The organism is Streptomyces fuscichromogenes (genome assembly GCF_014645815.1).
Taxonomy (GTDB): domain Bacteria; phylum Actinomycetota; class Actinomycetes; order Streptomycetales; family Streptomycetaceae; genus Streptomyces; species Streptomyces fuscichromogenes.
This window is the reverse complement of the sequence record NZ_BMML01000010.1, coordinates 152,659-176,413: the sequence shown is the minus strand read 5'-3', so window position 1 is coordinate 176,413 and position 23,755 is coordinate 152,659. Positions and strand designations below refer to the sequence as shown.

The 23,755-nt window shown below is 72.2% G+C and carries 17 protein-coding genes; 8 read left to right on the top strand and 9 right to left on the bottom strand.

Annotated features, from left to right (window positions below):
* Nucleotides 1-21: 21 nt before the first annotated feature.
* The 9 genes from IEZ11_RS23115 to IEZ11_RS23075 form a co-directional block, all read right to left on the bottom strand.
* Complete coding sequence (locus IEZ11_RS23115) at nt 22-1,563, bottom strand: glycoside hydrolase family 43 protein (protein WP_189264753.1); 1,542 nt, start codon at nt 1,561-1,563, stop codon at nt 22-24.
* Nucleotides 1,560-2,543: an ATP-binding cassette domain-containing protein gene (locus tag IEZ11_RS23110; RefSeq protein ID WP_189264752.1), complete on the bottom strand. Its 984-nt coding sequence runs from the start codon at nt 2,541-2,543 to the stop codon at nt 1,560-1,562. Before IEZ11_RS23110 ends, IEZ11_RS23115 begins: the two co-directional genes overlap by 4 nt.
* Entirely contained in the window at nt 2,540-4,675 is a 2,136-nt protein-coding gene (locus IEZ11_RS23105) for a dipeptide/oligopeptide/nickel ABC transporter permease/ATP-binding protein (protein WP_189264751.1), read from the bottom strand. The genes IEZ11_RS23110 and IEZ11_RS23105 overlap by 4 nt, the downstream gene beginning before the upstream one ends.
* Nucleotides 4,672-5,613, bottom strand: coding sequence for an ABC transporter permease (locus IEZ11_RS23100; protein WP_189264750.1), 942 nt, complete (start codon nt 5,611-5,613; stop codon nt 4,672-4,674). Before IEZ11_RS23100 ends, IEZ11_RS23105 begins: the two co-directional genes overlap by 4 nt.
* A 49-nt stretch (nt 5,614-5,662) precedes the next feature.
* Nucleotides 5,663-7,192, bottom strand: a complete 1,530-nt coding sequence (locus IEZ11_RS23095; RefSeq protein WP_189264749.1) for an ABC transporter substrate-binding protein — start codon at nt 7,190-7,192, stop codon at nt 5,663-5,665.
* A gap of 342 nt (nt 7,193-7,534) precedes the next feature.
* Nucleotides 7,535-8,530, bottom strand: coding sequence for a LacI family DNA-binding transcriptional regulator (locus IEZ11_RS23090; protein WP_189264748.1), 996 nt, complete (start codon nt 8,528-8,530; stop codon nt 7,535-7,537).
* Between the two features lie 124 nt (nt 8,531-8,654).
* A complete protein-coding gene (locus IEZ11_RS23085) occupies nt 8,655-10,190 on the bottom strand; it encodes an ABC transporter substrate-binding protein (protein ID WP_189264747.1) in 1,536 nt (511 codons plus the stop codon).
* Between the two features lie 89 nt (nt 10,191-10,279).
* Entirely contained in the window at nt 10,280-12,067 is a 1,788-nt protein-coding gene (locus IEZ11_RS23080) for a DUF5605 domain-containing protein (RefSeq protein WP_189264746.1), read from the bottom strand.
* 103 nt (nt 12,068-12,170) lie between these two features.
* Nucleotides 12,171-13,154, bottom strand: a complete 984-nt coding sequence (locus IEZ11_RS23075) for a sugar phosphate isomerase/epimerase family protein (protein WP_229713296.1) — start codon at nt 13,152-13,154, stop codon at nt 12,171-12,173.
* Between the two features lie 179 nt (nt 13,155-13,333).
* Here IEZ11_RS23075 and IEZ11_RS23070 point away from each other — a divergent pair, with 179 nt between their 5' ends.
* The 8 genes from IEZ11_RS23070 (at nt 13,334) to pheT (ending at nt 23,704) form a co-directional block, all read left to right on the top strand.
* Nucleotides 13,334-14,227 carry a transketolase gene (locus tag IEZ11_RS23070; protein ID WP_189264745.1) on the top strand — a complete coding sequence of 298 codons (894 nt, stop codon included), beginning with the start codon at nt 13,334-13,336 and terminating at the stop codon, nt 14,225-14,227.
* Nucleotides 14,224-15,231: a transketolase family protein gene (locus IEZ11_RS23065; protein ID WP_229713295.1), complete on the top strand. Its 1,008-nt coding sequence runs from the start codon at nt 14,224-14,226 to the stop codon at nt 15,229-15,231. Before IEZ11_RS23070 ends, IEZ11_RS23065 begins: the two co-directional genes overlap by 4 nt.
* Nucleotides 15,228-16,790, top strand: a complete 1,563-nt coding sequence (locus IEZ11_RS23060) for an FGGY family carbohydrate kinase (protein ID WP_189264743.1) — start codon at nt 15,228-15,230, stop codon at nt 16,788-16,790. The genes IEZ11_RS23065 and IEZ11_RS23060 overlap by 4 nt, the downstream gene beginning before the upstream one ends.
* Nucleotides 16,791-16,800: 10 nt before the next feature.
* Nucleotides 16,801-17,790 carry a sugar-binding transcriptional regulator gene (locus tag IEZ11_RS23055; protein WP_229713294.1) on the top strand — a complete coding sequence of 330 codons (990 nt, stop codon included), beginning with the start codon at nt 16,801-16,803 and terminating at the stop codon, nt 17,788-17,790.
* A 100-nt stretch (nt 17,791-17,890) separates the two neighbouring features.
* Nucleotides 17,891-18,742, top strand: a complete 852-nt coding sequence (locus IEZ11_RS23050) for a TrmH family RNA methyltransferase (protein ID WP_189264741.1) — start codon at nt 17,891-17,893, stop codon at nt 18,740-18,742.
* 54 nt (nt 18,743-18,796) lie between these two features.
* On the top strand, nt 18,797-19,942 hold the full coding sequence (locus tag IEZ11_RS23045) for a sensor histidine kinase (RefSeq protein WP_189264740.1): 1,146 nt from the start codon (nt 18,797-18,799) through the stop codon (nt 19,940-19,942).
* 127 nt (nt 19,943-20,069) lie between these two features.
* Complete coding sequence (gene pheS / locus IEZ11_RS23040; protein WP_189264739.1) at nt 20,070-21,191, top strand: phenylalanine--tRNA ligase subunit alpha; 1,122 nt, start codon at nt 20,070-20,072, stop codon at nt 21,189-21,191.
* A complete protein-coding gene (pheT, locus tag IEZ11_RS23035) occupies nt 21,191-23,704 on the top strand; it encodes a phenylalanine--tRNA ligase subunit beta (RefSeq protein WP_189264738.1) in 2,514 nt (837 codons plus the stop codon). The genes pheS and pheT overlap by 1 nt, the downstream gene beginning before the upstream one ends.
* Nucleotides 23,705-23,755 lie beyond the last annotated feature (51 nt).

The following is a 23,755-nucleotide window of genomic DNA, read 5'->3' as shown; positions in this document are numbered from 1 at the left end:
CGGGGGAGGAGCGGGCGGGTGTCAGGGCCGCGGGGCCGGGGCCGCCGGGTCCTGGCCCCGGTAACGGAACCGGTCGAAGGCGACGACGCCCTCGGCGGCGTACACGCCCACGACCCGGCCGGTGAACGCGGCGGCGGTCTCGGCGGACACGTAACGGCCGTCCAGCACGGCCAGTTCCACCGGGCCCGCGGGTGTCCAGGCGGAGAGCCGGACCAGGTCCGGGCCGAGTGCGTCGGGTCCCGTCCCCTCGGCCGGCTCGACCACGATCCGTACCGTCACCTCGTCCGCCGGACCGGGCAGCGGCTGTTCCCACACCTGCCGCAGGCCGCCCACCCGGGCTCGGGCCCGGACCACGCCGGCCGCCGCCTCGATGTCGTAGTGGTGGTGTTCGTCGATGCGCAGGCTCAGTCCGCCGGTGCCGCCGGAGCAGTCCATCCGTACCGAGAACTCGGCCGCCTGGTGCTGCTGACGGCGTCCGACGAAGCGCGGCCGGGGGTCGTCCATCGTGGAGCCGTCGGCGTGCACCACGAGCCGGCCGGGCCGTTCGGTCAGCGAGGACCAGTCGGCGGCCGGGGTGCGCACCGAGATCCACTGCGGGCCGAGCTCGGTACCGGTGAAGTCGTCCTCGTACCCGACCGGTTGGGGGGCCGGGCCCGGTTCGACCGGGCGCACCACGGGCCAGCCGTCGACCCACTCCAGGGCGGTGCCGAACGTCTCCCGGCCCATGGGGGAGAAGGCGCGGGTCAGTCCGCGCGGCCGCATGCCCAGCATGACGAGCGCCCAGCCGCCGTCGGGGGTGCGCACCAGGTCGGCGTGGCCGGTGTTCTGCACGGGCCGGTCGGTGCTGCGGGCGCTGAGCACCGGGTTGGCCGGGCAGCCCTCGAAGGGGCCGTCCGGGCGGTCGGAGCGGGCGATGCTCACGGAGTGGCCGCGCTCGGTGCCGCCCTCGGCGATCATCAGGTACCAGACCCCGTCGATCTCGTAGAGGTGCGGGGCCTCCGGGAACATCAGCCCGGTCCCCGACCACAGCGACCGGGGCTCTTCCAGGGCCCGGCCGGTCTCGGGGTCCATGCGGACCTGCTGGATGCCCAGGTGCTCGCCGGCCCGGTCGCCGTCGAGGCGCAGACCCGAGTACGTGACGAAGCAGGTGCCGTCGGCGTCCCAGGCGATGTCCGGGTCGATGCCGGACACCCCCTGCATGACGATGCCGTCGGACCACGGGCCCTCGGCCCGGTCGGCGGTGAAGACGAGACTGCCGCGTCCCATCGCGTCGGTGACGACCAGCCAGAAGCGGCCGTCACGGAAGCGGATGGTGGGCGCCCAGGCGCCGCCGAGCAGCGGTGTCTTCTCCAGCGCGAGCTGTCCCGGCCGGGTCACCGCGTTGCCGATCTGCCGCCAGTTCACCAGGTCGTGGCTGTGGAAGAGCGGGATGCCGGGGAAGTACTCGAAGCTGGAGCAGGCGAGGTAGTAGTCGTCGCCGACCCGGGTGACGCTGGGGTCGGGGTGGAATCCGGGGACGAGCGGGTTGGCCGGGGCGGCGGGCCGGGCCGGCGGCGGGGTCATTCCGTGCCTCCTGTCGTGGCTGCCTGCGAGGGCGAGGGCGAGGGCGAGGTCGGGGTCGAGGCCGTGGCTGCCTGCGAGGTCGGGGTCGGGGCCGAAGCCGGGGCTGTGGCCGCCAGCCGCCGCCGCTCGGCCCGGCGTTGCGCCTGCCGTTCGGGGTCGGGCACCGGCGCCGCCAGCAACAGCCGCTGGGTGTAGGGGTGTTCGGGCGTGGCGGTGACCTTCGCCGCGTCCCCGGACTCGACGATCTCGCCGCGGTACATGACCGCCACCCGATGGCTGATGTGCCGCACCACGGAGAGGTCGTGGGTGATGAACAGATAGGCGACGCCGGTGCGTTCCTGGATCTCCACGAACAGGTCGAGGACCCGTGCCTGGGTCGACAGGTCCAGCGCGCTGACCGGTTCGTCGCAGACCACGATCCGCGGGTCCCGGGACAGCGCGCGGGCGATGGCGACGCGCTGCCGCTGTCCGCCGGAGAACTCCCGGGGCAGCCGCTGTCCGGCGTCGGCGGGCAGCCGTACCTGGTCCAGCAGGTCCTTCACCCGCCGTTCGGCCTCGGCGCGCGAGGTCCCGGCGACGGTCAGCGGCTCGCTGAGGATGTCGTTCACCGTCATCGCCGGGTTCAGCGAGGTGTACGGATCCTGGAACACCACCTGGATCTCGCTGCTCAGCGCCCGGCGCTCCCTGCGGCCCAGGCCGGAGATGACCCGGCCGTCGTAGCGGACGCTGCCGGCGGTGACCGGGGCGAGGCCGAGGATGGCGCGGCCCAGGGTCGTCTTCCCGGATCCCGACTCGCCGACAAGACCGAGGGTCTCGCCCGCGCCGATGGTGAGCGACACCCCCTTCAGGACCCGGAAGGGCGGCTTGCGCCAGCCCTTCGCCGGGTACTCCACGACCACCTCGTCGGCGACCAGCAACGGATCCGCCGGGGCTGGCGCGGGGGCCGGTGCCGGACGGTCCTTGTCCAGTGTCCCGGTCATGCCCGGCCCTCCTGACGTGCGGTGTGCATGGTTCCGGCGGCCGTCCGCGCGGTGGCGTGGCCGAGTGCGGAGCGCGGTTCGGCGTCCTCCAGCGTCGATGCCAGGAGCATGCGGGTGTACGGGTGCCGGGGTGCGGCGAACAGCTCACGAGCGGGAGCGGACTCCACCACGGTGCCGGTCTGCATCACCGTGACGCGGTCGCAGATGTCGGCCACCACACCGAAGTCGTGGGTCACCAGGATCATCCCCATGTTCCGTTCGCGCTGCAGCGATCGCATCAGGTCCAGCACCTCGGCCTGCACGGTCACGTCCAGCGCCGTGGTGGGCTCGTCGGCGATCAGCAGGTCGGGATCGCAGGAGACCGCCCCGGCGATGAGGACGCGCTGGGCCATGCCGCCGGAGATCTGGTGCGGGTAGGAGGCGAAGACCCGCTCGGGGTCGGCGATGCCCACCCGTTCCAGCAGGCCCAGGGTCTTCGTCCGCGCCTGAGACGCCGGGAGCCGCAGGTGCCGGCGGACCGGCTCGACCAGCTGGGCTCCGATCCGGAAGGACGGATCGAGGTTGGACATCGGCTCCTGGGGCACGTACGCGATCCGACGGCCGCGCAGCCGGTTCATCTCCGAACGGTTCAGCCGGCCGAGTTCCGTCCCGTCGAACACGAGGCGGTCGGCGGAGGCCAGCGCCTCCGGCGGCAGCAGGCCGAGCACGGCGAACGCGGTCTGGCTCTTGCCCGACCCGGACTCTCCGACCAGCCCGAGCACCTCGCCCTTGCGGACGGTCAGGGACACCCCGTCGACGACGGCCTTCTCCCCGTCCTCGGCCGGGTAGGAGACGCGCAGACCGTCCAGGACGAGCAAGGGGGCGTCGTCGTCCTTCGCGGAGGCGACCGCCGCCTTCGGCTGCCGCGCGCCGTCGGCATCCGCGGAACTCTTCGTGTCTTCCGGGCTCCCCGGGCTCTCGGCCCCCGCCACGGACTCGGTCACGGACTCGGCCACGGACTCGGGCACGGGCTCGGGCACGGACTCGGGCACGGGCTCGGGCACGGGCACGGGCACGGGCACGGGCACGGTGCTCGGCCCGGCGCCGATGCCCTCGGCGGGCGCGGAGTCCACAGCCTTCCCGGCCTTCCCGGCCTTTACGGCCGTCACGGACTTCTCCGCCTGCTCCGCTTCCTCCGCCTTCCTGGCCCGCTCCGCCTTCCTGGCCCTCGCGGCGTTCCTGACAGCCCTGCGCGCCCGCCGCCCGCTCACCGCGCTCGCGTCCAGCGCGTCCCGCAGCGCGTTGCCCAGCAGACCGAACGCGGCGACGGTGAGCGCGAGCGCGCCTCCGGGCCACAGCATCAGGACCGGCTTGGTGTAGATGTTGGCGAAGGCGTCGTTGAGCATCGAGCCCCAGCTGGCCTGGGTCGCCGAGCCCAGCCCCAGGAACTCCAGGCCGGACTGGATGACGATGGCCAGCCCGAGCATCTGGGCGGCCTGGATGATGGTCGGCGCCTGCACCACGGGCAGGATGTGCCGGCGCACGATCCTGCCGTCGGTCAGCCCGGAGACCCGGGCCGCGTCCACGTACAGCTCCTCGCGCACGGAGATCGCCGAGGCCCGGATCAGCCGGAACACGCCCGGCGACATCAGCACGCCGAAGACCGCCATGGCGACGTAGGTGTTCTGGCCCACCGCGGACATCACGACCAGCAGCACGACGATGGCCGGTACCGCCATCAGGATGTTGGCCAGCCAACTGCTCACGGCGTCGAACCACTTGCGGTAGTAACCGGCCAGCAGGCCGGAGGGAACGCCGATCACGAGCGCGACGGACACGGCGAGCAGGGCGCCGAGCAGGCTGGTGCGACCGCCGTAGAGCAGCCGGGCCAGCACGTCGCGGCCGACGCCGTCGCCGCCCAGCGGATGCGCTCCGCCGGCCGGGGCGAGGGTCTCGGTGAGCGAGGAGTGCGCCGGGTCCTGGTCGGTCAGCAGCGGAGCGAACAGGCTCGCCAGCGCGATGAGCGCGAGGACGGCGAGACAGCCGACGGCCACCGGGTTGCGCAGCAGCCGCCGCACGAGGCCCGCGCGTACCGGCGCCGGTGCCGCCGCGGTGCCGGGGGCGAGGCCCGCTTCGGACTGGGGGAGGGTCATCCGACACGCACCTTCGGGTTGAGCCAGCCGTACGCCACGTCGAGCGCGATGTTGACGATCACGACGATGGCGACCATGACCACGACGACGCCCATGACGACCGGGGTGTCGCCCTGGGACCCGGCGCCGGTCGCCTGCGAGCCGATCCCGTTGAGCCCGAACACCTTCTCCACCACCACCGCGCCGCCGACCAGGCCGATGAACTGCAGGGCGAGCACGGTCAGGGCGGCGGGGGCGGCGTTGCGCAGGGCGTGCCGGAACAGCAGGCTGCGCTCGCTGATGCCACGGGCGCGCAGGGTACGGACGTAGTCGGCGCGCAGCACGTCCACCATGGAGCCGCGGACCTGCTGGGCGGTGGCGGCGACCGCGCCGACGGCGAGCGACAGCGCGGGCAGGGTGATCGACTTCAGCCAGCCGCTCGCCGAGGTCGCCAGCGGGACGTAGCCGGTCGCGGGCAGCCAGCCCAGGTCGACGCCGACCACCACGGCGAGCACCAGGGCGACCAGGAAGCTGGGCACCGCGAAGCCCACCACGGCGAGCAGCTGTACGAGCTGGTCAAGCGCGCCGCGCCGGACCGCGGCGGCCACTCCCAGCACCGTGCTGAGCACCGCTGAGACCAGCAGGGCGGCCAGCACGATCGACAGGGTGACCGGCAGCCGGTTGGTGAGCGAGTCCGTCACGGACTCGCCGCTGAACCACGAGGTGCCGAGGTTGCCCTGCACCGCGTCCGTCAGCCAGTGCCAGTAGCGCTCGGCCATCGGCTGGTCGAGCCCCAGTTCGTGGGACTTGGCCGCCACCTGCTGCTGGGTGGCGGTCTGCCCGACGATCTGGCGCGCCGGGTCGGAGCCGGTCAGGCCCATCAGCGCGAAGGTCGTGGTCGCGATCACCACGACCAGCACCAGTCCGGCGGCGATGCGCCGGGCCAGGAAAACGATCACTGGTCTCTCCTCCTTCCTTGTCCCTGACGGGCGTGCACCGGGTACCGGGTCAGCCGGCGGGCTTGAAGTTGTAGATGGGCGGTACGGCGGCGTAGGTCTGCGGGGTGAAGGTGACGTTCTTGTTGGTCGCGTAGGCGTTCTGCACCGAGTCCCAGGGGGCGTTCCAGGCCTGGTCGACGAGGTAGGTGTTGATCTCCTTGAACAGGGCGTCCTGGGTGCTGCCGGTCGCCTTCTGCGCCTTGGCGATCAGGGCGGTGACCTTGGGGTCGGAGGTGTGCAGCGGGTTCCACAGGGCGTCCGCAGCCACTTCGAGCCGGATGGTGTCCCAGGGGCGGAAGGAGGCCAACGTCATGTAGGAGATCGGGTACTTGCCCGAGAGCAGGGCGGTGAGCACCTGGCTGGTGGGGATCTTGTCGATCTTGACCTTGATCCCGATGTCCTCCAGCTGCTGGGTCATGGCCGCCTGCTGGTCGGGGAAGAAGGTGGAGAAGTCGGGCATGGTGACCGAGAAGCCGTTCGGGTAACCGGCCTGCGCGAGCAGCTTCTTGGCCTTGGCCGGGTCGTACGTGTACTTCGAGTCCAGCGAGCTGTCGAAGGCCGGGCCGGCCGGGTTGAAGACCTGGGTGGTGGACTGCCCCATGCCCTGCTTGGCGGTCTTGACGATGGCGGACCGGTCGAAGGCGTAGTTGAGGGCCTGCCGGACCCGGACATCGCCGAGCGCCTTGACCTGCTTGCCCTCGCGGTCCCAGATGTAGACGCCTTCGACGTCGCCCGAGGTGTACTTGGTGATCCTGAGTCCGCTGCTCTGGGCCGGTGCGATGTTCTTGGCGCTGGTCAGCAGGGCGCCGCTGAGCTGGCCCGAGCGCAGCGCGTTGAGGGTCGCGGTGGGGTCGGTCATCGGCTTGAGGACGATCTTGTCGAACGGGAACGCCGACTTGTTCCAGTAGCTCGGGTTGCGGACGAAGGTGTACGTACTGCCGGCGACGGTGGCGGACTTGTCCAGGGTGTAGGGCCCGGAGCCGACCGGGCCGGACTTGAGGGCGCCGGAGGTGATGGCCTTGGGGCTGGCGATCATGCCAGCCACGTTGCCGAGGTTGGCGAGCAGCGAGGGGTCGGGGGCCGAGAGCGTGATCGCGACCGTGGACGCGTCCACCGCGTCGACGCTCTTGATGCCCTTGAGCTGGCCTGCGGCCTCGTTGGTACCGCCCTTGGTGTGCAGGAGGTTGGTCTTGACGGCGGCGGCGTCGAGGGCGGTGCCGTCGGTGAACTTGACGCCGGTGCGCAGGGTGAGGGTGAGGACGGTCCGGTCGGCGTTGTACGACCACTTGGTGGCCAGGTTGGGCTTGACCTCGGCGCTGGGCGAGAGCCGCAGCAGGGAGTCGTATACAGGCTGGTAGTACTGCGTGTTGTTGCCGAGTCCGGCGTCGGCCAGGTCCCACGGCTGGGCCTCGACCACGGGGGCCAGGGTGAGGGTGCCACCGGCGGCTGAGCCGCCCGAACCCGCCCCTGAGGCCGAACTGCACCCGGCCACGGACAGCATCAGGGCTGCAGACGCGGCCGTCAGCGTGATTCTTCGCATGTCGTGCTCCGCTGGTGAGTGGATGACCGGGCGGCGTGAAGTCGATGCCGCCTTCGCGGGAACGGGGAGGGGGAGAGGAGAGGCGAGGAGAGGGCCAGGGCCGGTAGCGGCCTGGACCGTTCGTGTCGGTCGGGCGCTTCCTGGCGGGTCTCTCGGGTCGGCGGGCTCGTCAGGTTCGCGGGCCTGTCACGTTTCAGCCACTTCGATTCGGTGGCCGAGATCAGGTACTGATACGTACAAGTGAAACGTATGCGTAACGTAGGCCGACTTCAGCGGGACGACAAGACCCCGGCAGCGGATATTTCTCCGGAGGGGGCTTCGGACCGGGGGAGGGCGGACGTGTCAGGCGGATTCGCGGACCACGAGACTCACCGGGACCGACTGCGGCGCGGCGGAGACGGTGTCGTCGGCGATACTGCCGACGATCAGGCGCGCCACGCGGCCGGCGAGGATGTCCAGGTTGTTGTCGATCGTGGTGAGCGGCGGTACGGCGAACGGCGCCAGTTTGTCGTTGTCGACGCCGATGACGGCCAGGTCGCCGGGGGCGCTCAGGCCGACGCGGCGCATGCCGGCGAGGAGCGCGAAGGCGGTCTCGTCGTTGTACGCGCAGACCCCGGTGACGGCGGGGACGGCCGAGTGCCACTGGTCGGCCGCGGCGGCGGCCGCCGCCGCGTCGAGCGGGACGTCGAGCACGGCCGGGGCCTCCAGGCCGAGTTCCGCGCAGGCGGCGCGGACGCCGGCGAGCCGCGGTTCGAGGAAGTCCCGCAGCCGGGGCTGGCGGGGTGCGGCGTAACCGATGCGGGTGTGGCCCGTCGCCGCCAGCCGCTCCACCTGCATCCTGCCGATGAGCGTCTGGTGGATCGGCAGGCCGAGCGGATGCGTCGCCGCGTCGATCTCCACGCTCACCACGGGGATGCCGGCCGCCCGCATACCGGCCATGTCCTCGGCGGAGACACCGAGGGACGTCAGCACGGCGGCGGGCATGAGCTCCCGCCACAGCGAACTCACCGGGGCGTGCTGGGTGCGCCGGGTGATCAGGCTGAGGCGGTGCCGCTCCAACTCGTCGCCGAGCAACTCCACCAGGGTCGCCAGGGAGTCGCCCACGGGCACGTCGGGCAGCAGCATGAGCACCAGTTCGCTGCGGCCCAGGCGCAGGGCACGGGCCGCGGCCGACGGCTGGTAACCCAGCTTGGCCACGGCGTCCAGCACCTTGCGGCGGGTCGACTCGGAGATCTTCTGGTGCGGCGCGTCGTTCAGCACGTAGCTGACCGTGGTCTGCGAGACCCCCGCCTCCCTGGCGACATCGGTCGCCGTCACGCGGCCGGACCTGCTCGCCATGGGGGCCTCCTGGAGGATGTCTGGGAGCGACCGTCACGATGCGCCGGACCGCGCCCAGAGCCTAACTGAATCGTAACAGTGAGGGAGGCGGGTTCTCCGTGTCCGGAGTGCGGGAGCCGGGTGCTCAGCCCGCGTGCCGGAAGTTGTAGATCGGCGGCACGGCGGCGTAGGTCTGCGGCGTGAACGTGATGTCCTTGCTCGTGGCGTAGGCGTTCTGCACCGAGTCCCAGGGGGCGTTCCAGGCCTGGTCGACGAGGTAGGTGTTGATCTCCTTGAACAGGGCGTCCTGCTTGGCTCCGGTGGCCTGCTGGGCCTTCGCGGCCAGTGACTCCACCTCGGGGTCGGCGGTGTGCAGCGGGTTCCACAGCGAGCCCTTCGTCACCTCGGTCGAGATGGTGTCCCAGGGGCGGAAGGAGGCCAGCACCATGTAGGACATGGCGTACTTGCCGGCCAGCAGCTTGCCGAGGACCTGGTCGGTCGGGACCTTGTCGAGTTTGACCTTCACGCCGATGTCCGCGAGCTGCTGGGTCATGGCGGCCTGCTGGTCGGGGAAGACCGCGGAGAAGTCCGGCATGGTGACCGAGAACCCGTTCGGGTAACCGGCCTGCGCCAGCAGCTTCTTGGCCTTGGCCGGGTCGTAGGTGTACTTGGAGTCCAGCGCGCTGTCGAAGGCGGAACCGGCCGGGTTGAAGATCTGGGTCGTCGCCTGGCCCATGCCGCCCTTCGCGGTCTTGACGATGGCGGACCGGTCGAAGGCGTAGTTGAGGGCCTGCCGGACCCGGACGTCACCGAGCGCCTTGACCTGCTTGCCCGTGCGGTCCCATATGTACAGCCCCTCGACGTCGCCCGAGGTGTACTTGGTGATCCTGAGTCCGCTGCTCTGGGCCGGTGCGATGTTCTTCGCGCTGGTCAGCACCGCGCCGTTGATCTGCCCCGAGCGCAGGGCGTTGAGGGTCGCGGTGGGGTCGGTCATCGGCTTGAGGACGATCTTGTCGAACGGGAACGCCGACTTGTTCCAGTAGCTCGGGTTGCGGACGAAGGTGTAGGTGCTGCCCGCTGTGGTCGCGGACTTGTCCAGCGTGTACGGCCCGGAGCCGACCGGGCCGGACTTGAGGGCGCCGGAGGTGATGGCCTTGGGGCTGGCGATCATGCCGGCCACGTTGCCGAGGTTGGCCAGCAGCGAGGGGTCGGGCACCGAGAGCTTGACGGCGACGGTGGACGCGTTCACCACGTCCACCCCGCTGATGCCCTTGAGCTGGCCTGCGGCCTCGTTGGTGCCCTCCTTGGTGTGCAGGAGGTTGGTCTTGACGGCGGCGGCGTCCAGGGCGGTGCCGTCGGTGAACTTGACGCCGGTGCGCAGGGTGAGGGTGAGGACGGTCCGGTCGGCGTTGTACGACCACTTGGTGGCCAGGTTGGGCTTGACCTCGGCGCTGGGCGAGAGCCGCAGCAGGGAGTCGTACACGGGCTGGTAGTACTGGGCGTTGTTGCCGAGTCCGGCGTCGGCCAGGTCCCACGGCTGGGCCTGGACGAGGGGCGCCAGGGTGAGGGTGCCGCCCGAGGCGCCGGTTCCGCCGCTGTCGCCGGATCCGGATCCGGATCCGCAGGCCGTCGCGGCCAGGGCCACGACGACCGCCACGGTCGTCAGCATGATGCGTCGCATGGGTAACTCCGCGTTCGTGGCGGGCGGCATGGCAGGGCCGCCCGCGGTTCTGATGGGCAGGTGTGGGGGAGGTGAGGTGCGGTGCGGACTCAGTCGGCTGTCGTGGCGGGCGCCTGGGTGTCCTCGCACGCCCTGAGCCGGACCGCGATGTAGGGGCGGGCGGGCAGCGGCAGGGTGAAGACGCCCTCGTACGTGCCCGGGAGCCGGGTGACGGTCATGTTCCAGGTGTCGATGACCTCGGCCTCGTAGCGGATGCCGGGGGCCATCGCGAACGTACGGCGGCGCGGCTGGCCGAAGCCGAAGTACGTGAGGTGGTAGCGGCCTTCGACGCCGCCGGTCGGGACGTCCCAGTCGGAGGGCAGCGGGTCGATGCCGGCCCCCGGTGTCTCCTCCAGGATCCGCCGCAGGAAGGCGATCCTGGCGGGGCTCTCCCCCTTCAGCTCGCCGCCCTTGGACCACCACAGCACGTCGTCGTCCGCGAGATACGTCTCGCCGTGGGTGACATAGCCGCCGCGTACGGCGCCCTCCCAGCAGCGGCGCACCAGTTCCTGGGCGGTGAGGTTGCCCCAACCCTGGTCGAGGTCGCCCTCGTAACCGCACTCGTCGACGACCACCGGCTTGCCCCAACGGGCCCGCCAGGTATCGGTGTTCTCGGCCGTGCGGTAGACGTCGACGCGCTGCACGCTGGAGTGGGTCACCCAGTCCAGGCCGTTGTCCCAGAACTCGAAGCAGTTGTGGACGCCGAGGAGATGGCCGTGCGGATCGCAGCGGCGCACGGTCGCGGCCGTCCGGTGCCAGTGGTCGGTGTCCTTGGACCACATCAGGTCGTACTCGTTGGCCAGGGACCACCACACGTTCGGGTGGGCCGCCAGCCTTGACACCACGTACCGCAGATAGCGCTCGTCGGCGACGGGCCCCATGTCGGAGAAGCCCCAGCGGTCGTACGGGTGGAAGAGGATGACGTCGGCCTGGACGCCCAGCGCGTCGAGCTGGGCGACGCGGTGTTCCAGGTCCCTGAAGTACGCGGGGTCGGGCCGGGTGAAGTCCCAGCCGTCATCGGGCGACCCCTGGAACGGGTAGCGCACCGGCTCGTTGGTGTTGTGCAGGTAGGCCTTGGGGAAGACGCACATCCGCACCTTGTTGAAGGGGCTGCCGGCCAGGCTCCGCAGGGTTCGTTCCGCCAGTTCGTCGCCCTGGTGGGTCCAGGCGTAGGCGGTGGTGCCCACGGGCAGATGGCGGGTGCCGTCGGCGTGCCGGAAGTGGTGGGTCGCGTGCACCCGTACCGGTCCGTGGTCCCCGGCGGCGGCCGGGCCGCAGACGAAGGAGCCGGTGATCCCGTCGAGCGAGCGGGCGTTGCTGAAGGTGCGGTACGACCAGTCGCCCTCCTCGTCGGGCAGGAAGCGGACGCGCTGGACGCCCTCGCCGTCGTGGAAGCCGTACGCGGTGAGCACGCGGTCGCCGCGGCGGAACTCGGCGCGCAGCTCGACGTCCGTGAACGGGTTGCCGTGCGTCGGCCCGTGGAGTTCCAGCTCGAAGGTGCGCCAGCGGGTCGCCGCGGCCGGCCGTACCAGCCCGGCGCTGCCGACCGGCACGTCCGCGGACTCGTGGTCGGGGGAGGGGATGATCGCCCGCTCGGGCGGGCGGGGCGGCTCCGCGGCGGTCTCGTCGACGGCGGCCAGCTCGGCGAAGAAGGCGTCCCGGGCGGCGGTGTCGGCCCTGGTCTCCTCCAGGAAACCGACGACCCGCTCCAGCGGCGCGTACCTGAGCTGGATCTCCAGCGGCGCGTTGACGATTCCGGTGAGGTGCTTGCGCACCACCGCCTCGGCCCGCTTGTTGCGCAGGACGTCTCCGAGGATCGACGCGGGACCGTAGGGCATCACGGGCTCCCGCAAGGGAGGTTGCAGGGGTGGGACATGGCGGCTCCTGAGGGTGGGCCGGGCGGCCGGCGTCGCGGTGCGGCCGCCGCGGACGCCGGTCGGCTCAGCCGAGCAGTGCGGTGCGGACGATCCGCTGGACGGCCATCGCGTCGTGCGCGGCCTGGGCGGCCCGCAGCGCGTCGAGCGGGAGCGCGGCGGCCTTCGCCTCCAGCGCGCGCAGGGTGGCGACCGACTCGCGGACCGCGTCGCCGGGGTGCTCCCGGTAGGGGAAGAGGTCCAGCTTGAGCGGCTTGTCCCAGCCGATCTCGCGCACCACGTGCAGGAATTCGAGCGTCTCCACGAGGTGCAGGGCGCCCGCGGTGAGGTCGTCGTCCCACTCGCGGTAGTTGTCGTCCAGCTCGATGTCGACGAGCCGGCCCATCGAGTGGGCGAGGGTGAGCACCTCGGCCGGGTTCTCCTTGGCGAACAGCGAGTGGCCGAAGTCGACGACCAGCCCGACGTTGTCCACGCCCATCTGCTCGATCGCGAGCAGCGTGGCGGCGGCCGTGGACCAGAACAGCCGGTTGCGGGGCTCCTTGAGCTTGTACTCGATGGCGAAGGTGACGTCGGGGAAGGCGCGGGCGACGTCCCGGACGCCCTCGACGGCGTGCCGGCGCAGGGTGGCGTAGTCGACCTGGAACGGGTAGTCGTACCCGTCCTGTCCGGGCCAGAACTTCACGTAGCCGGCGCCCAGCCGGCGGGCCACGTCGACCGACTCGTGCGCCAGGTCCAGGGCGCGGGCCCGGGTGGCCGGGTCGGGCGCGGTGAACGAGCCGTTGCGAAAGCCCCGGTCGTAGATGACGGGCGTGACGCAGACCGCGGAAAGACCGTGCGCGGTGAGGGACTTGCCGACGTCCTCGACCGTCACCCCGCCGTCGAAGGGGTAGTTGAGATCCAGACCGACCAGTTCGCCTGATTCCGCGGCCAGTTCGATGGTGTCCAGGGTCGGTACGACGGGGCCGTAGCCGTCCGTCGCGTAGCGGTCGATGATGCGGCCGAACGTCCACATGCCACCGGTGAAGGTGCGGGGGACCGGGTGCGGGGCCACGGCAACTCCTTTTGAATATTTATTCTCGATGTGCTGTCTTCGATGGCCGGGACCGTAGATTCCGGCGAGGGTGCGCGTCAAGAGTGGTGCAACTGTAGATTTTCGGGCCCCGTTTCGAGGGGTTGACGGTATGGCGCGGCGCGGCGCATGATCCGACTGCGTAGAAATCACATAGCTGAATGGATATTCAGGTGCTCGCTGTTGATCACTCCGCCGCCGCGGACTACCGCGCACTCCGGCAGGCCGTCCGTGCCGCGGACCCCCCGGACGCCGAACGCCTGCTGCGGTCGCTGGCCACCGAGGTCCGGCTGACGGTCGTCGACATGATCGGCAGGGCCGGGATGGGGCACATCGGCGGCGACCTCTCCGTGACCGACATCCTCGTGACCCTCTTCGGCGCCGTCCTCGACGTCGACCCCGAACAGCCGCAGGCCCTGGGCCGGGACCGGCTCATCCTCAGCAAGGGGCACTGCGCCGCCGCCCTGTACGCCACCCTCGCGCGCTGCGGCTACTTCCCGAGGAGCGAGCTGACCGGCTACATGGCCCCGTACTCGCCCCTCAACGGCCACCCCAACCGCCGCAAGGTCCCCGGCGTCGAGACCAACACCGGCCCCCTGGGCCACGGCTTCCCGGTCGCCGTCGGCTGCGCGCTCGGCGCCCGGCTGCGCGGCGACGGCGCCCGCACGGTCGTCGTGCTCGGCGACGGCGAGCTCCAGGAAGGCAGCAACTGGGAGGCGGCCATGACCGCCGGCCACCAGCGGCTCGCCGCGCTCTGCGCCGTCGTGGACCGCAACCGGCTCCAGCAGGGTGCCCGCACCGAGGACACGGTCGCTCTCGATCCGCTCGCCGAGAAGTTCGCCGCCTTCGGCTGGGAGGTCCGGGAGACGGACGGCCACGACCACGGCGCGCTGCGCGCCGCCTTCGCCCCCTCCACCACCGGCCGGCCCGTCGCCGTCGTCGCCCACACCGTCAAGGGCAAGGGCGTGTCGTTCATCGAGGACCGCGCCGAATGGCACCACAAGGTGCCCACCAAGGAACAGGTGCACGCCGCCGTCGAGGAGCTGACCCGGTGACCGAGACCCACACCCCGCACGCCCCCGCCGCCGACTCCGCTGCTGTCCTCGCCGTCGAGGCGCCGGTGTACGACTGCCGGACGGTCTTCGCCGAGGAACTGGCCGCGCTCGCCCGTCAGGACGAACGCGTGGTCGTCGTCTGCAACGACTCCGTCGGCTCCAGCAACCTCGTCGCCTTCCGCGAGGAGTTCCCCGACCGGCTCGTCAACGTCGGCATCGCCGAACAGAACATGGTCGGCGTGGGCGCCGGCCTCGCCAACGCGGGCTTCGTCCCCTTCGTCTCCGCCGCCGGGCCCTTCCTCACCGGACGGGCACTGGAACAGATCAAGGCCGACTGCGCCTACAGCGGGTTCCGGGTGATCCTGTGCGGTCAGAGCCCCGGCATGGCCTACGGCGAACTCGGCCCCACCCACCACTCCGTCGAGGACCTGTCCTGGCTGCGTGCCGTGGCCGACCTCACGGTGGTGGTCCCGGCCGACCGCGCCCAGACCCGGGCCGCCCTGCGCTGGGCGTACACCCACGACGGCCCCAGCTACCTGCGCGTCCCCCGCTTCAAGGTCCCCGACGTCACCCCGCCCGACGCCCCCTTCGAGTTCGGGCGCGCCCAGGTGCTGCGCGACGGCGCCGACGTCACCCTCGTCGCCGTCGGCACCCTGGTCTCCCGGGCCCTGACCGCCGCGGACCGGCTGGCCGCCGAGGGCATCTCCGCACGCGTCCTCAACGTGCCCTTCGTCGACCCGCTCGACCGGGCCGCGATCCTGCGGGCCGCCGAGGAGACCCGCGGCCTGGTGGTGGCGGAGGAAGCCACCCTCAGCGGCGGCCTGGGCGCCGCCGTCGCCTCGCTCACCGGTCAGCACCACCCGGTCCCGCTGAGACTCCTCGGCGTCACCGGGTTCGCCCCGACCGGCAGCCCCGAAGGGCTCCTGGAACACTTCGGGCTCACCGCGGACGGCGTCCACCGCGCCGCCCGCGAGGTCCTCGGCCTGACATCCTCGGCGTCATGAACCAGCCGCTGCTGCTTGCCGTCGACCAGGGCACCTCCGCGACCAAGGCGCTCCTGGTGCGCGCCGACGGCGCGGTCGTCGCCTCGGCGTCCGCCCCGCTCGCCATCGGCCATCCCCGGCCGGGCTGGGCGGAGCAGTCGCCCGACGACATCTGGGACAGCGTCCTGACCGCCGTGGCGAAATGCCTGGCCGGACACGATCCGGGCCTCGTCGTCGGCGTCGGGCTGACCAACCAGCGGGAGTCGTGTCTGCTGTGGGAGCGTGCCACCGGCCGCCCGCTCGGCCCGGTGATCGGCTGGCAGGACCGGCGCACCGCCGACCGGTGCGCCACCCTGCTCGCCGACGGCCTCGGCGAGCACGTCCGCGCCGTCACCGGGCTCCCCCTGGACCCGATGTTCAGCGCCCTCAAGGCCCAGTGGCTGCTCGACACCCACGACCCGGACCGCAGCCGGGCCCGGCGCGGCGAGCTGTGCCTCGGCACCGTCGACTCCTGGCTGCTGTGGCGCCTGGGCGGCGGCGGGGACCACCTCGTCGAAGTGGGCAACGCGGCCCGCACCCAGCTGCTCGACGTCCGCCGCCGGGACTGGGACGAGCGGCTCCTCGACGTCTTCGACGTCCCCCGGGAAGCGCTGCCCCGGATCACGGCGTCCACCGGACCCTTCCCCGCCGTCCGCGGCCTGCCGCCGCTCACCGACGGCACCCCCGTGCTCTCCGTGCTCGGCGACTCCCATGCCGCGCTGTTCGGGCACGGCGTCTTCCTCCCCGGCAGCGTCAAGGTCACCTACGGCACCGGCTCCTCGGTCATGGGCCTGATCTCCGGACCCGACCGGGCCGAGGACTCCCCGCTCTGCCTGACCATCGCCTGGGACGACGGCATTCCCGCCTACGCCCTGGAGGGCAACATCCGCTCCTCCGGCGCCACCCTGCGCTGGCTCGCCGGGCTGTTCGGCGTCGGCGAGGCCGAACTGGCGGGGCTCGCCGCGCCCGACGCCGCGGGCGTGCACCTCGTCCCGGCCTTCGGCGGCCTCGCCGCTCCCTGGTGGGACAACGACGCCACCGGCCTGCTCAGCGGACTCACCTTCGGCACCGGCCTGCCCCAGCTGGCCCGCGCGGCCCTGGAGTCCGTCGCCTACCAGATCGAGGACGTGGTGGCGGGCCTCGACACCGCGAACGGACGCGTCACCGCGCTGCTCGCCGACGGCGGAGCCACCGACAACGCGGCCCTGATGCAGCTCCAGGCGGACGTCTCGGGGCGGATCGTGCGCCGCCCCCGGGACCGCGACCTGTCCGCCCTCGGCGCGGCCCGGCTGGCCGGCTGCGCACTGGGGATGTTCACCAGGAACGGACTCGCCGGCCTGACCCGTGCCGAGGAGGTGTACCGCCCGCGCCTGCCGGAGCAGGAACGGGAACGCGGCCTCCGGTCCTGGCACGAGGCGGTCGCCCGGGCCCGCGGTGGTGGCGCCGCCGGGGATCCGGCAGCCCACGGAGCTGTCGCCGCCGGGGATCCGCGGACCGCGGCACACCATGAACACTCCGAGCGTCGGCCCCCGGCCCAGTAGGGTGCGACCTGTGTTCCAGCATGCCGACCTCAGCAGCAACGAATCCGCGGACAGGCTCCGGCTGATCGTCCGGGTGGCGCGCATGTACCACGAGCAGGGGCTGCGGCAGGCGGAGATCGCCAAGGCCCTCGGACTCTCCCAGGCGGGTGTGTCCAGGCTGCTGCGCCAGGCGGCCGAACGCGGTGTCGTGCGGACGATCGTCGTGTCGCCACCGGGCATCCACAGCGAACTGGAGGACGCGCTCGCCGGCCGCTACGACCTCACCGACGTGGTCATCGTCGAGAGCGACGACCTGCCGGACCACCCGCGCACCCTGCTGCGCGCACTCGGCTCGGCGGCGGCCACCTACCTGGAGACGGCCTTCCGGCCGGGTGACGTGATCGGCGTCTCGACCTGGAGCGAGACCCTCCTCGCGGCCGTCGAGGTCATGCAGCCCGCCCGGGTGCGGGGCGTCGAGAAGGTCGTCCAGCTGATGGGCGGCATGGGCGACCCGCAGGGCCAGGTGCAGGCGACCCGGCTCACCGCGCGGCTCGCCGAACTCATAGACGCCGGACCGCTGTTCGTCCGGGCCCCCGGACTGGTCGGATCGGCCCAGGCCCGGCTCTCCCTGCTGCACGACGCGACCGTCCTGGAAGTGGGCCAGGCCTGGGACCGGCTGACCGCCGTCCTCGTCGGCATCGGCAGCCTGCAGCCCTCCCCGCTGCTGCAACTGAGCGGCAACGCGGTCGCCGACGAGGAGCTCACCCGGCTGCGCCGGCTCGGCGCGGTGGGAGACATCTGCCAGCGCTTCTTCGACGAGGACGGCGTGCACGTCGACGCGGGCCTGGGGGAGCGGACCATCGGCGTCTCCGTGGACCAGCTCCGCAGCGTCCCGCGCCGGATCGCCGTCGCCGGCGGCGACCGCAAGTACGGCGCGGTGCGCGGCGCGGTGCGGGGCCGCTGGATCACCACGCTGGTCACCGACATCAGCACGGCCCGTCGCCTGCTCGACGAGCCCTGACCCCGCCGCGCCGCCCGCCCCGGGTGCGCGAGACTGGTGCGGCGGCGGTGCGGACCTGCCGCGCGTCGTGTCCGACCGTCGTTGTGAAGGTGAACCACAGATGCCTCCCGCCACCCCCGAGCTCATCTCCCCCCGTTCCCCCCGTGTCTCCGCCGCCCGGCGGCTCGGGCGGCGCAACTTCCGGGGGAAGGAGCGTCTGTTTCTCGCGGAGGGGCCGCAGGCCGTGCGGGAGGCGGCGGCCCATGGCGCCGGGACGCTGACCGAGCTGTTCGTCACCGTCGAGGCCGCGGAGCGGTACGCCGACATCCTGGGCGAGGCCCGGCACGCCGGCGCGCGGATCCACCTCGCCGACGAGCAGGTCATCGCCGACATCTCCACCACCGTGACGCCCCAGGGGCTCGTCGGGGTCTGCCGGTTCCTCGACACCGCCTTCGAGGACATCCTCGCCGCCCGCCCCCGGCTGGTCGCCGTGCTCGCCAACGTGCGCGACCCCGGCAACGCCGGCACCGTGCTGCGGTGCGCCGACGCCGCCGGCGCGGAGGCGGTCGTCCTGACCGACGCGTCCGTGGACCTGTACAACCCGAAGGCGGTCCGGGCCTCCGTCGGCTCCCACTTCCACCTCCCCGTCGCCGTCGGGGTGCCCGTCGAGCAGGCCGTGGCCGGGCTGAAGGGCGTCGGCGTGCGGATCCTCGCCGCCGACGGGGCCGGCACCGACGACCTCGACGACGAACTCGACAAGGGGACCATGGGCGGGCCCACGGCATGGGTGTTCGGGAACGAGGCCTGGGGGCTTCCGGAGGAGACCCGCGCGCTGGCGGACGCCGTCGTGCGCGTCCCGATCCACGGGAAGGCCGAGAGCCTGAACCTCGCCACCGCCGCCGCCGTATGTCTCTACGCATCGGCCCGTGCACAGCGCGCCTCCGGAGGGTGCCGTTCCGTCACCCTGAGCTAGTAGGGTGACCAGCTCGGGGGCCTGCTGCGCCGTCTGAGAGGTGGAGTACGGGGTATGAGTGTCGGCACCAGCAACGCGCCGGGGGGCCGCGGCACCGGCCGTGTGCCCGCGCCCCGGCACGGCGACCTCACCGGGCTCGGCGTCGACCCCGACGAACTGCCCGACGGCCTGGTGGTCGCCGACGAACACGGTCTCGTCGTCTGCTTCAACGCCGCCGCCGCCCGCATCACCGCCACCGCCGCCGACGACGCCCTCGGACAGCGCCTGGAGAAGGCCCTGCCCTTAGAGGACCTGGAAGGCCGGCGCTGGTGGCAGCTCACCGACCCCTACGGCGGCCTCGCCATCCGGGTCGGCCAGCCCGAGCGGAACCTCCTGCTGCCCGGCGGCCGGGAGGTGCTGGTGACGGCCAGGTACGTGCGGGCCGAGCCGACCGGGCCGGTCCACCGGGTCGTCGTGTCGCTGCGGGACACCGAGGCCCGGCGCCGTACCGAACGCAGTCACGCCGAACTGATCGCCACCGTCGCCCACGAGCTGCGCTCGCCGCTGACCTCCGTCAAGGGGTTCACGGCCACCCTGCTCGCCAAGTGGGAACGGTTCACCGACGACCAGAAGCGGCTGATGCTGGAGACGGTCGACGCGGACGCCGACCGGGTCACCCGGCTCATCGCCGAGCTGCTGGACATCTCGCGGATCGACAGCGGGCGCCTTGAGGTGCGCCGGCAGCCGGTGGACATAGGCGCGGCCGTCGGACGGCACATCCAGGCGTACGTCGCGGCCGGGCAGCCCGCCGACCGCTTCCTGCTCCGTGTCGAGCAGCCGCTGCCCGCGCTCTGGGCCGACCCCGACAAGGTCGACCAGGTGCTCAGCAACCTCATCGAAAATGCCGTGCGGCACGGCGAGGGAACCGTCACCATCGACATCACGGCCACGGCGTCCCCGCGCGAAGGGGAAGGCCAGGAGAACGCAGCCACGTCGGTCACGGTGAGCGACGAAGGGCCCGGCATCCCGGAGGAGTCCATGAACCGCGTCTTCACCCGCTTCTGGCGGGGCAGCAAGCGCGGCGGCACCGGCCTCGGGCTCTACATCGTCAAGGGCATCGTCGAGGCCCACGGCGGCACCATCACCGTCGGACGCGCCCCGGGCGGCGGCGCCGAGTTCCGATTTACGTTGCCCGTGAGCACGCCGGCGTATCTCGCCTGACGGCCCGCGGGCTCCTCGTACACCTCCACCCCGTTAGACTCGGCCTTTGGCACTTTTGTGTCCTTCACACGGCCCGCCACAACGGTCACGGGGACCATCCGCCAGCCAACCGGAAGCACGGGAAGAGATGTCGGCACCGAATAAGTCGTACGACCCTGTAGAGGTCGAGGCCTTGAAACCGGAAGAGATCGAGCGCATGCGGGACGAGGCGCTCGCCGCCTTCGGCGCCGCGGACTCCCTCGACGCGCTCCAGGAGGCCAAGGTCGCCCACACCGGCGGCACCTCCCCGCTGGCCCTCGCCAACCGCGAGATCGGCGCCCTGCCCCCGCACGCCAAGGCGGCCGCCGGCAAGCTGGTCGGCCAGGCCCGGGGCGCGGTGAACAAGGCCCTCGCCGGCCGCCAGGAGGAGCTGGAGGCCGAGCGCGACGCCCGGGTGCTGGTCGAGGAGGCGGTGGACGTCACACTGCCCCACGACCGGGTCCCGGCCGGCGCCCGCCACCCGCTGACCACCCTGTCCGACCGCATCGAGGACATCTTCGTGGCCATGGGCTACGAGGTCGCCGAGGGTCCGCAGGTCGAGGCCGAGTGGTTCAACTTCGACGCCCTCAACATCGGCCCGGACCACCCGGCCCGCGGCGAGGCGGACACCTTCTTCGTGCGGGGCCCCGAGGGCGGCACCGAGTCCGGTGTCGTGCTGCGCACCCACACCTCGCCGGTCCAGATCCGCTCGCTGCTCGACCGCGAGCTGCCGGTGTACGTGATCTGCCCCGGCCGCGTGTACCGCACCGACGAGCTGGACGCCACCCACACCCCGGTCTTCCACCAGGTCGAGCTGCTCGCCGTGGACCAGGGCCTGACCATGTCCGACCTCAAGGGCACCCTGGACCACATGGTCCAGTCGCTGTTCGGCGAGGGCATGAAGACCCGGCTGCGGCCGAACTTCTTCCCCTTCACCGAGCCGTCCGCCGAGATGGACATGCTCTGCTACGTCTGCAAGGGCGAGTCCGTCGGCAACCCCGACCGCCCCTGCCGTACCTGCTCCTCCGAGGGCTGGATCGAGCTGGGCGGCTGCGGCATGGTCAACCCGCGGGTGCTCACCGCCTGCGGCGTCGACCCGGAGAAGTACAGCGGCTTCGCCTTCGGGTTCGGTATCGAGCGGATGCTGATGTTCCGCCACAACGTCGAGGACATGCGAGACATGGTCGAGGGTGACGTCCGGTTCACCCGGCCGTTCGGGATGGAGATCTGATGCGGGTCCCGCTTTCCTGGCTGCGGGAGTACGTCGACCTGCCGGCCACCGAGACCGGCCGCGATGTGCAGGCCAAGCTGATCTCGGCCGGTCTGGAGGTCGAGACCGTCGAGCAGCTCGGCGACGGCCTCAAGGGCCCCCTGGTCGTCGGCAAGGTCCTGACCATCGAGGAGCTGGAGGGCTTCAAGAAGCCGATCCGCTTCTGCACCGTCGATGTCGGCACCGCCAACGGCACGGGCGAGCCCCAGGAGATCGTCTGCGGCGCGCGCAACTTCGCCGTCGGCGACAAGGTCGTCGTCGTGCTCCCGGGCGCGGTGCTGCCCGGCGGGTTCGCCATCGCCGCCCGCAAGACGTACGGCAGGACCTCGCACGGCATGATCTGCTCCAGCGACGAGCTGGGCATGGGCTCCGACGGCACCCACGGCATCATCGTGCTGCCGCCGGAGACCGAGGTCGGCAAGGACGCCGTCGAGCTCCTGGAGCTGGTCGACGAGGTCCTGGACATCGCCGTCACCGCCAACCGCGGCGACTGCCTGTCCATCCGCGGGGTGGCCCGCGAGACCGCCATCGCCTACGGCCTGCCGCTGCGCGACCCGGCCCTTCTCGACGTGCCCGGACCGAACGCCTTCGGGTACCCGGTCCAGGTCTCCGACCCGCTCGGCTGCGACCGTTTCACCGCGCGCACCGTCATCGGCCTGAGCCCCGAGGCCCGCTCCCCGATCTGGCTGCAGCGCCGCCTGCAGAAGGTCGGCATGCGCCCGATCTCGCTCGCCGTCGACGTCACCAACTACGTGATGATGGAGCTCGGCCAGCCGCTGCACGCCTACGACCGCTCCCTGGTCCAGGGCACCATCGGCGTCCGCCGCGCGGCCGAGGGCGAGAAGATCGTCACCCTCGACGGTGTCGAGCGGAAGCTGCACGCCGAGGACCTGGTGATCACCGACGACCGCGGCCCGATCGGCCTCGCGGGCGTCATGGGCGGCGCCGATACCGAGATCGCCGACCACGAGGACACCGAGAACGCCACCTCCGACGTGGTGATCGAGGCGGCCCACTTCGACGCGGTCGCGATCGCGCGCACCGCCCGCCGGCACAAGCTGTCCTCCGAGGCCTCCCGTCGCTTCGAGCGCGGGGTCGACCCGCAGGCCGCGGCCGCCGCCGCGCAGCGCACGGTCGACCTGCTGGTGCTGCTCGCCGGCGGCACCGCCGAGGCCGGGGTCACCGAGGTCATCGCGCCGTCCGCGCCGCACACCATCACGGTCGCGGCGGACCACCCCGACAAGGTCGCGGGTGTCGCGTACGGCCGGGAGACCGTCGTCCGCCGCCTCCAGGAGGTCGGCTGCGACGTCTACGGGCAGGACGAACTGCTCGTCACCGTCCCGTCCTGGCGGCCCGACCTGCTGGAGCAGAACGACCTGGCCGAAGAGGTCATCCGGCTGGAGGGCTACGAGAACCTGCCCTCCACGCTGCCCAAGCCGCCGTCCGGCCGTGGCCTCACCCACCGGCAGCGCCTGCACCGCAGGGTCGGCCGTGCGCTCGCCGGGGCCGGCTACGTCGAGGCGCCGAACTACCCGTTCATCGGCGAAGGCGTCTTCGACCAGCTGGGGCTGGCCGCCGACGACCCGGCCCGCCGGGTCGTCAGGCTGACCAACCCGCTCAACGACGAGGAGCCGGCGCTGCGCACCTCGCTGCTGCCGGGCCTGCTCGGCGCGCTGCGGCGCAACGACGGGCGGGGCGCGCACGACCTGGCGCTCTTCGAGACCGGCCTGGTCTTCCTGCCGCGCGCCGAGCGGGGCGTCGCCGGTCACCTCCCGGTCGACCGCCGCCCGACCGAAGCGGAGCTCGCCGCGCTGAACGCCGTGCTGCCCGAGCAGCCGCGCCATGTCGCCGTCGTCCTCGCGGGCGCCCGCGAGCAGGCCGGCTGGTGGGGCAAGGGCCGTCCGGCCGACTGGGCCGACGCGGTCGAGGCGGCGCGTGCGGTCGCGCGTGAGGCCGGGGCCGAGCTGACCGTCCGGTCCGGCCAGTACGGGCCGTGGCACCCCGGCCGGTGCGCCGAACTGGTGGTCGTCGCCGACGGTGCCGAGCAGGTCGTGGGCCACGCCGGTGAGCTGCACCCGCGGGTGCTCAAGGCGCTGGGGCTGCCGGCCCGCACCAGCGCGATGGAGCTGAACCTGGACGCGCTGGAGCGGGTCGGCGACGGCACCCCGCAGGCGCCGAGCATCTCCACGTTCCCGGTGGCCACGCAGGATGTCGCCCTCGTGGTGGACGGGCCGGTGCCGGCGGCGGAGGTCGAGGCCGCGCTGCGCGAAGGCGCCGGTGAACTCCTGGAGGCCATCCGGCTGTTCGACGTGTACGAGAACGCCGCGCAGCTCGGCGAGGGCAAGAAGTCGCTGGCGTACGCGTTGCGGTTCCGGGCGGGGGACCGGACGTTGACCGTCGAGGAGGCGTCGGCCGCGCGGGACGCGGCCGTCGCCCTTGCCGGGGAGCGTACGGGAGCGGTGCTGCGGGGCTAGGCGCCGTCGGGGGAACTGTCGTCGGCCGGCTGCGGGTTGTGTGTGGCTGGT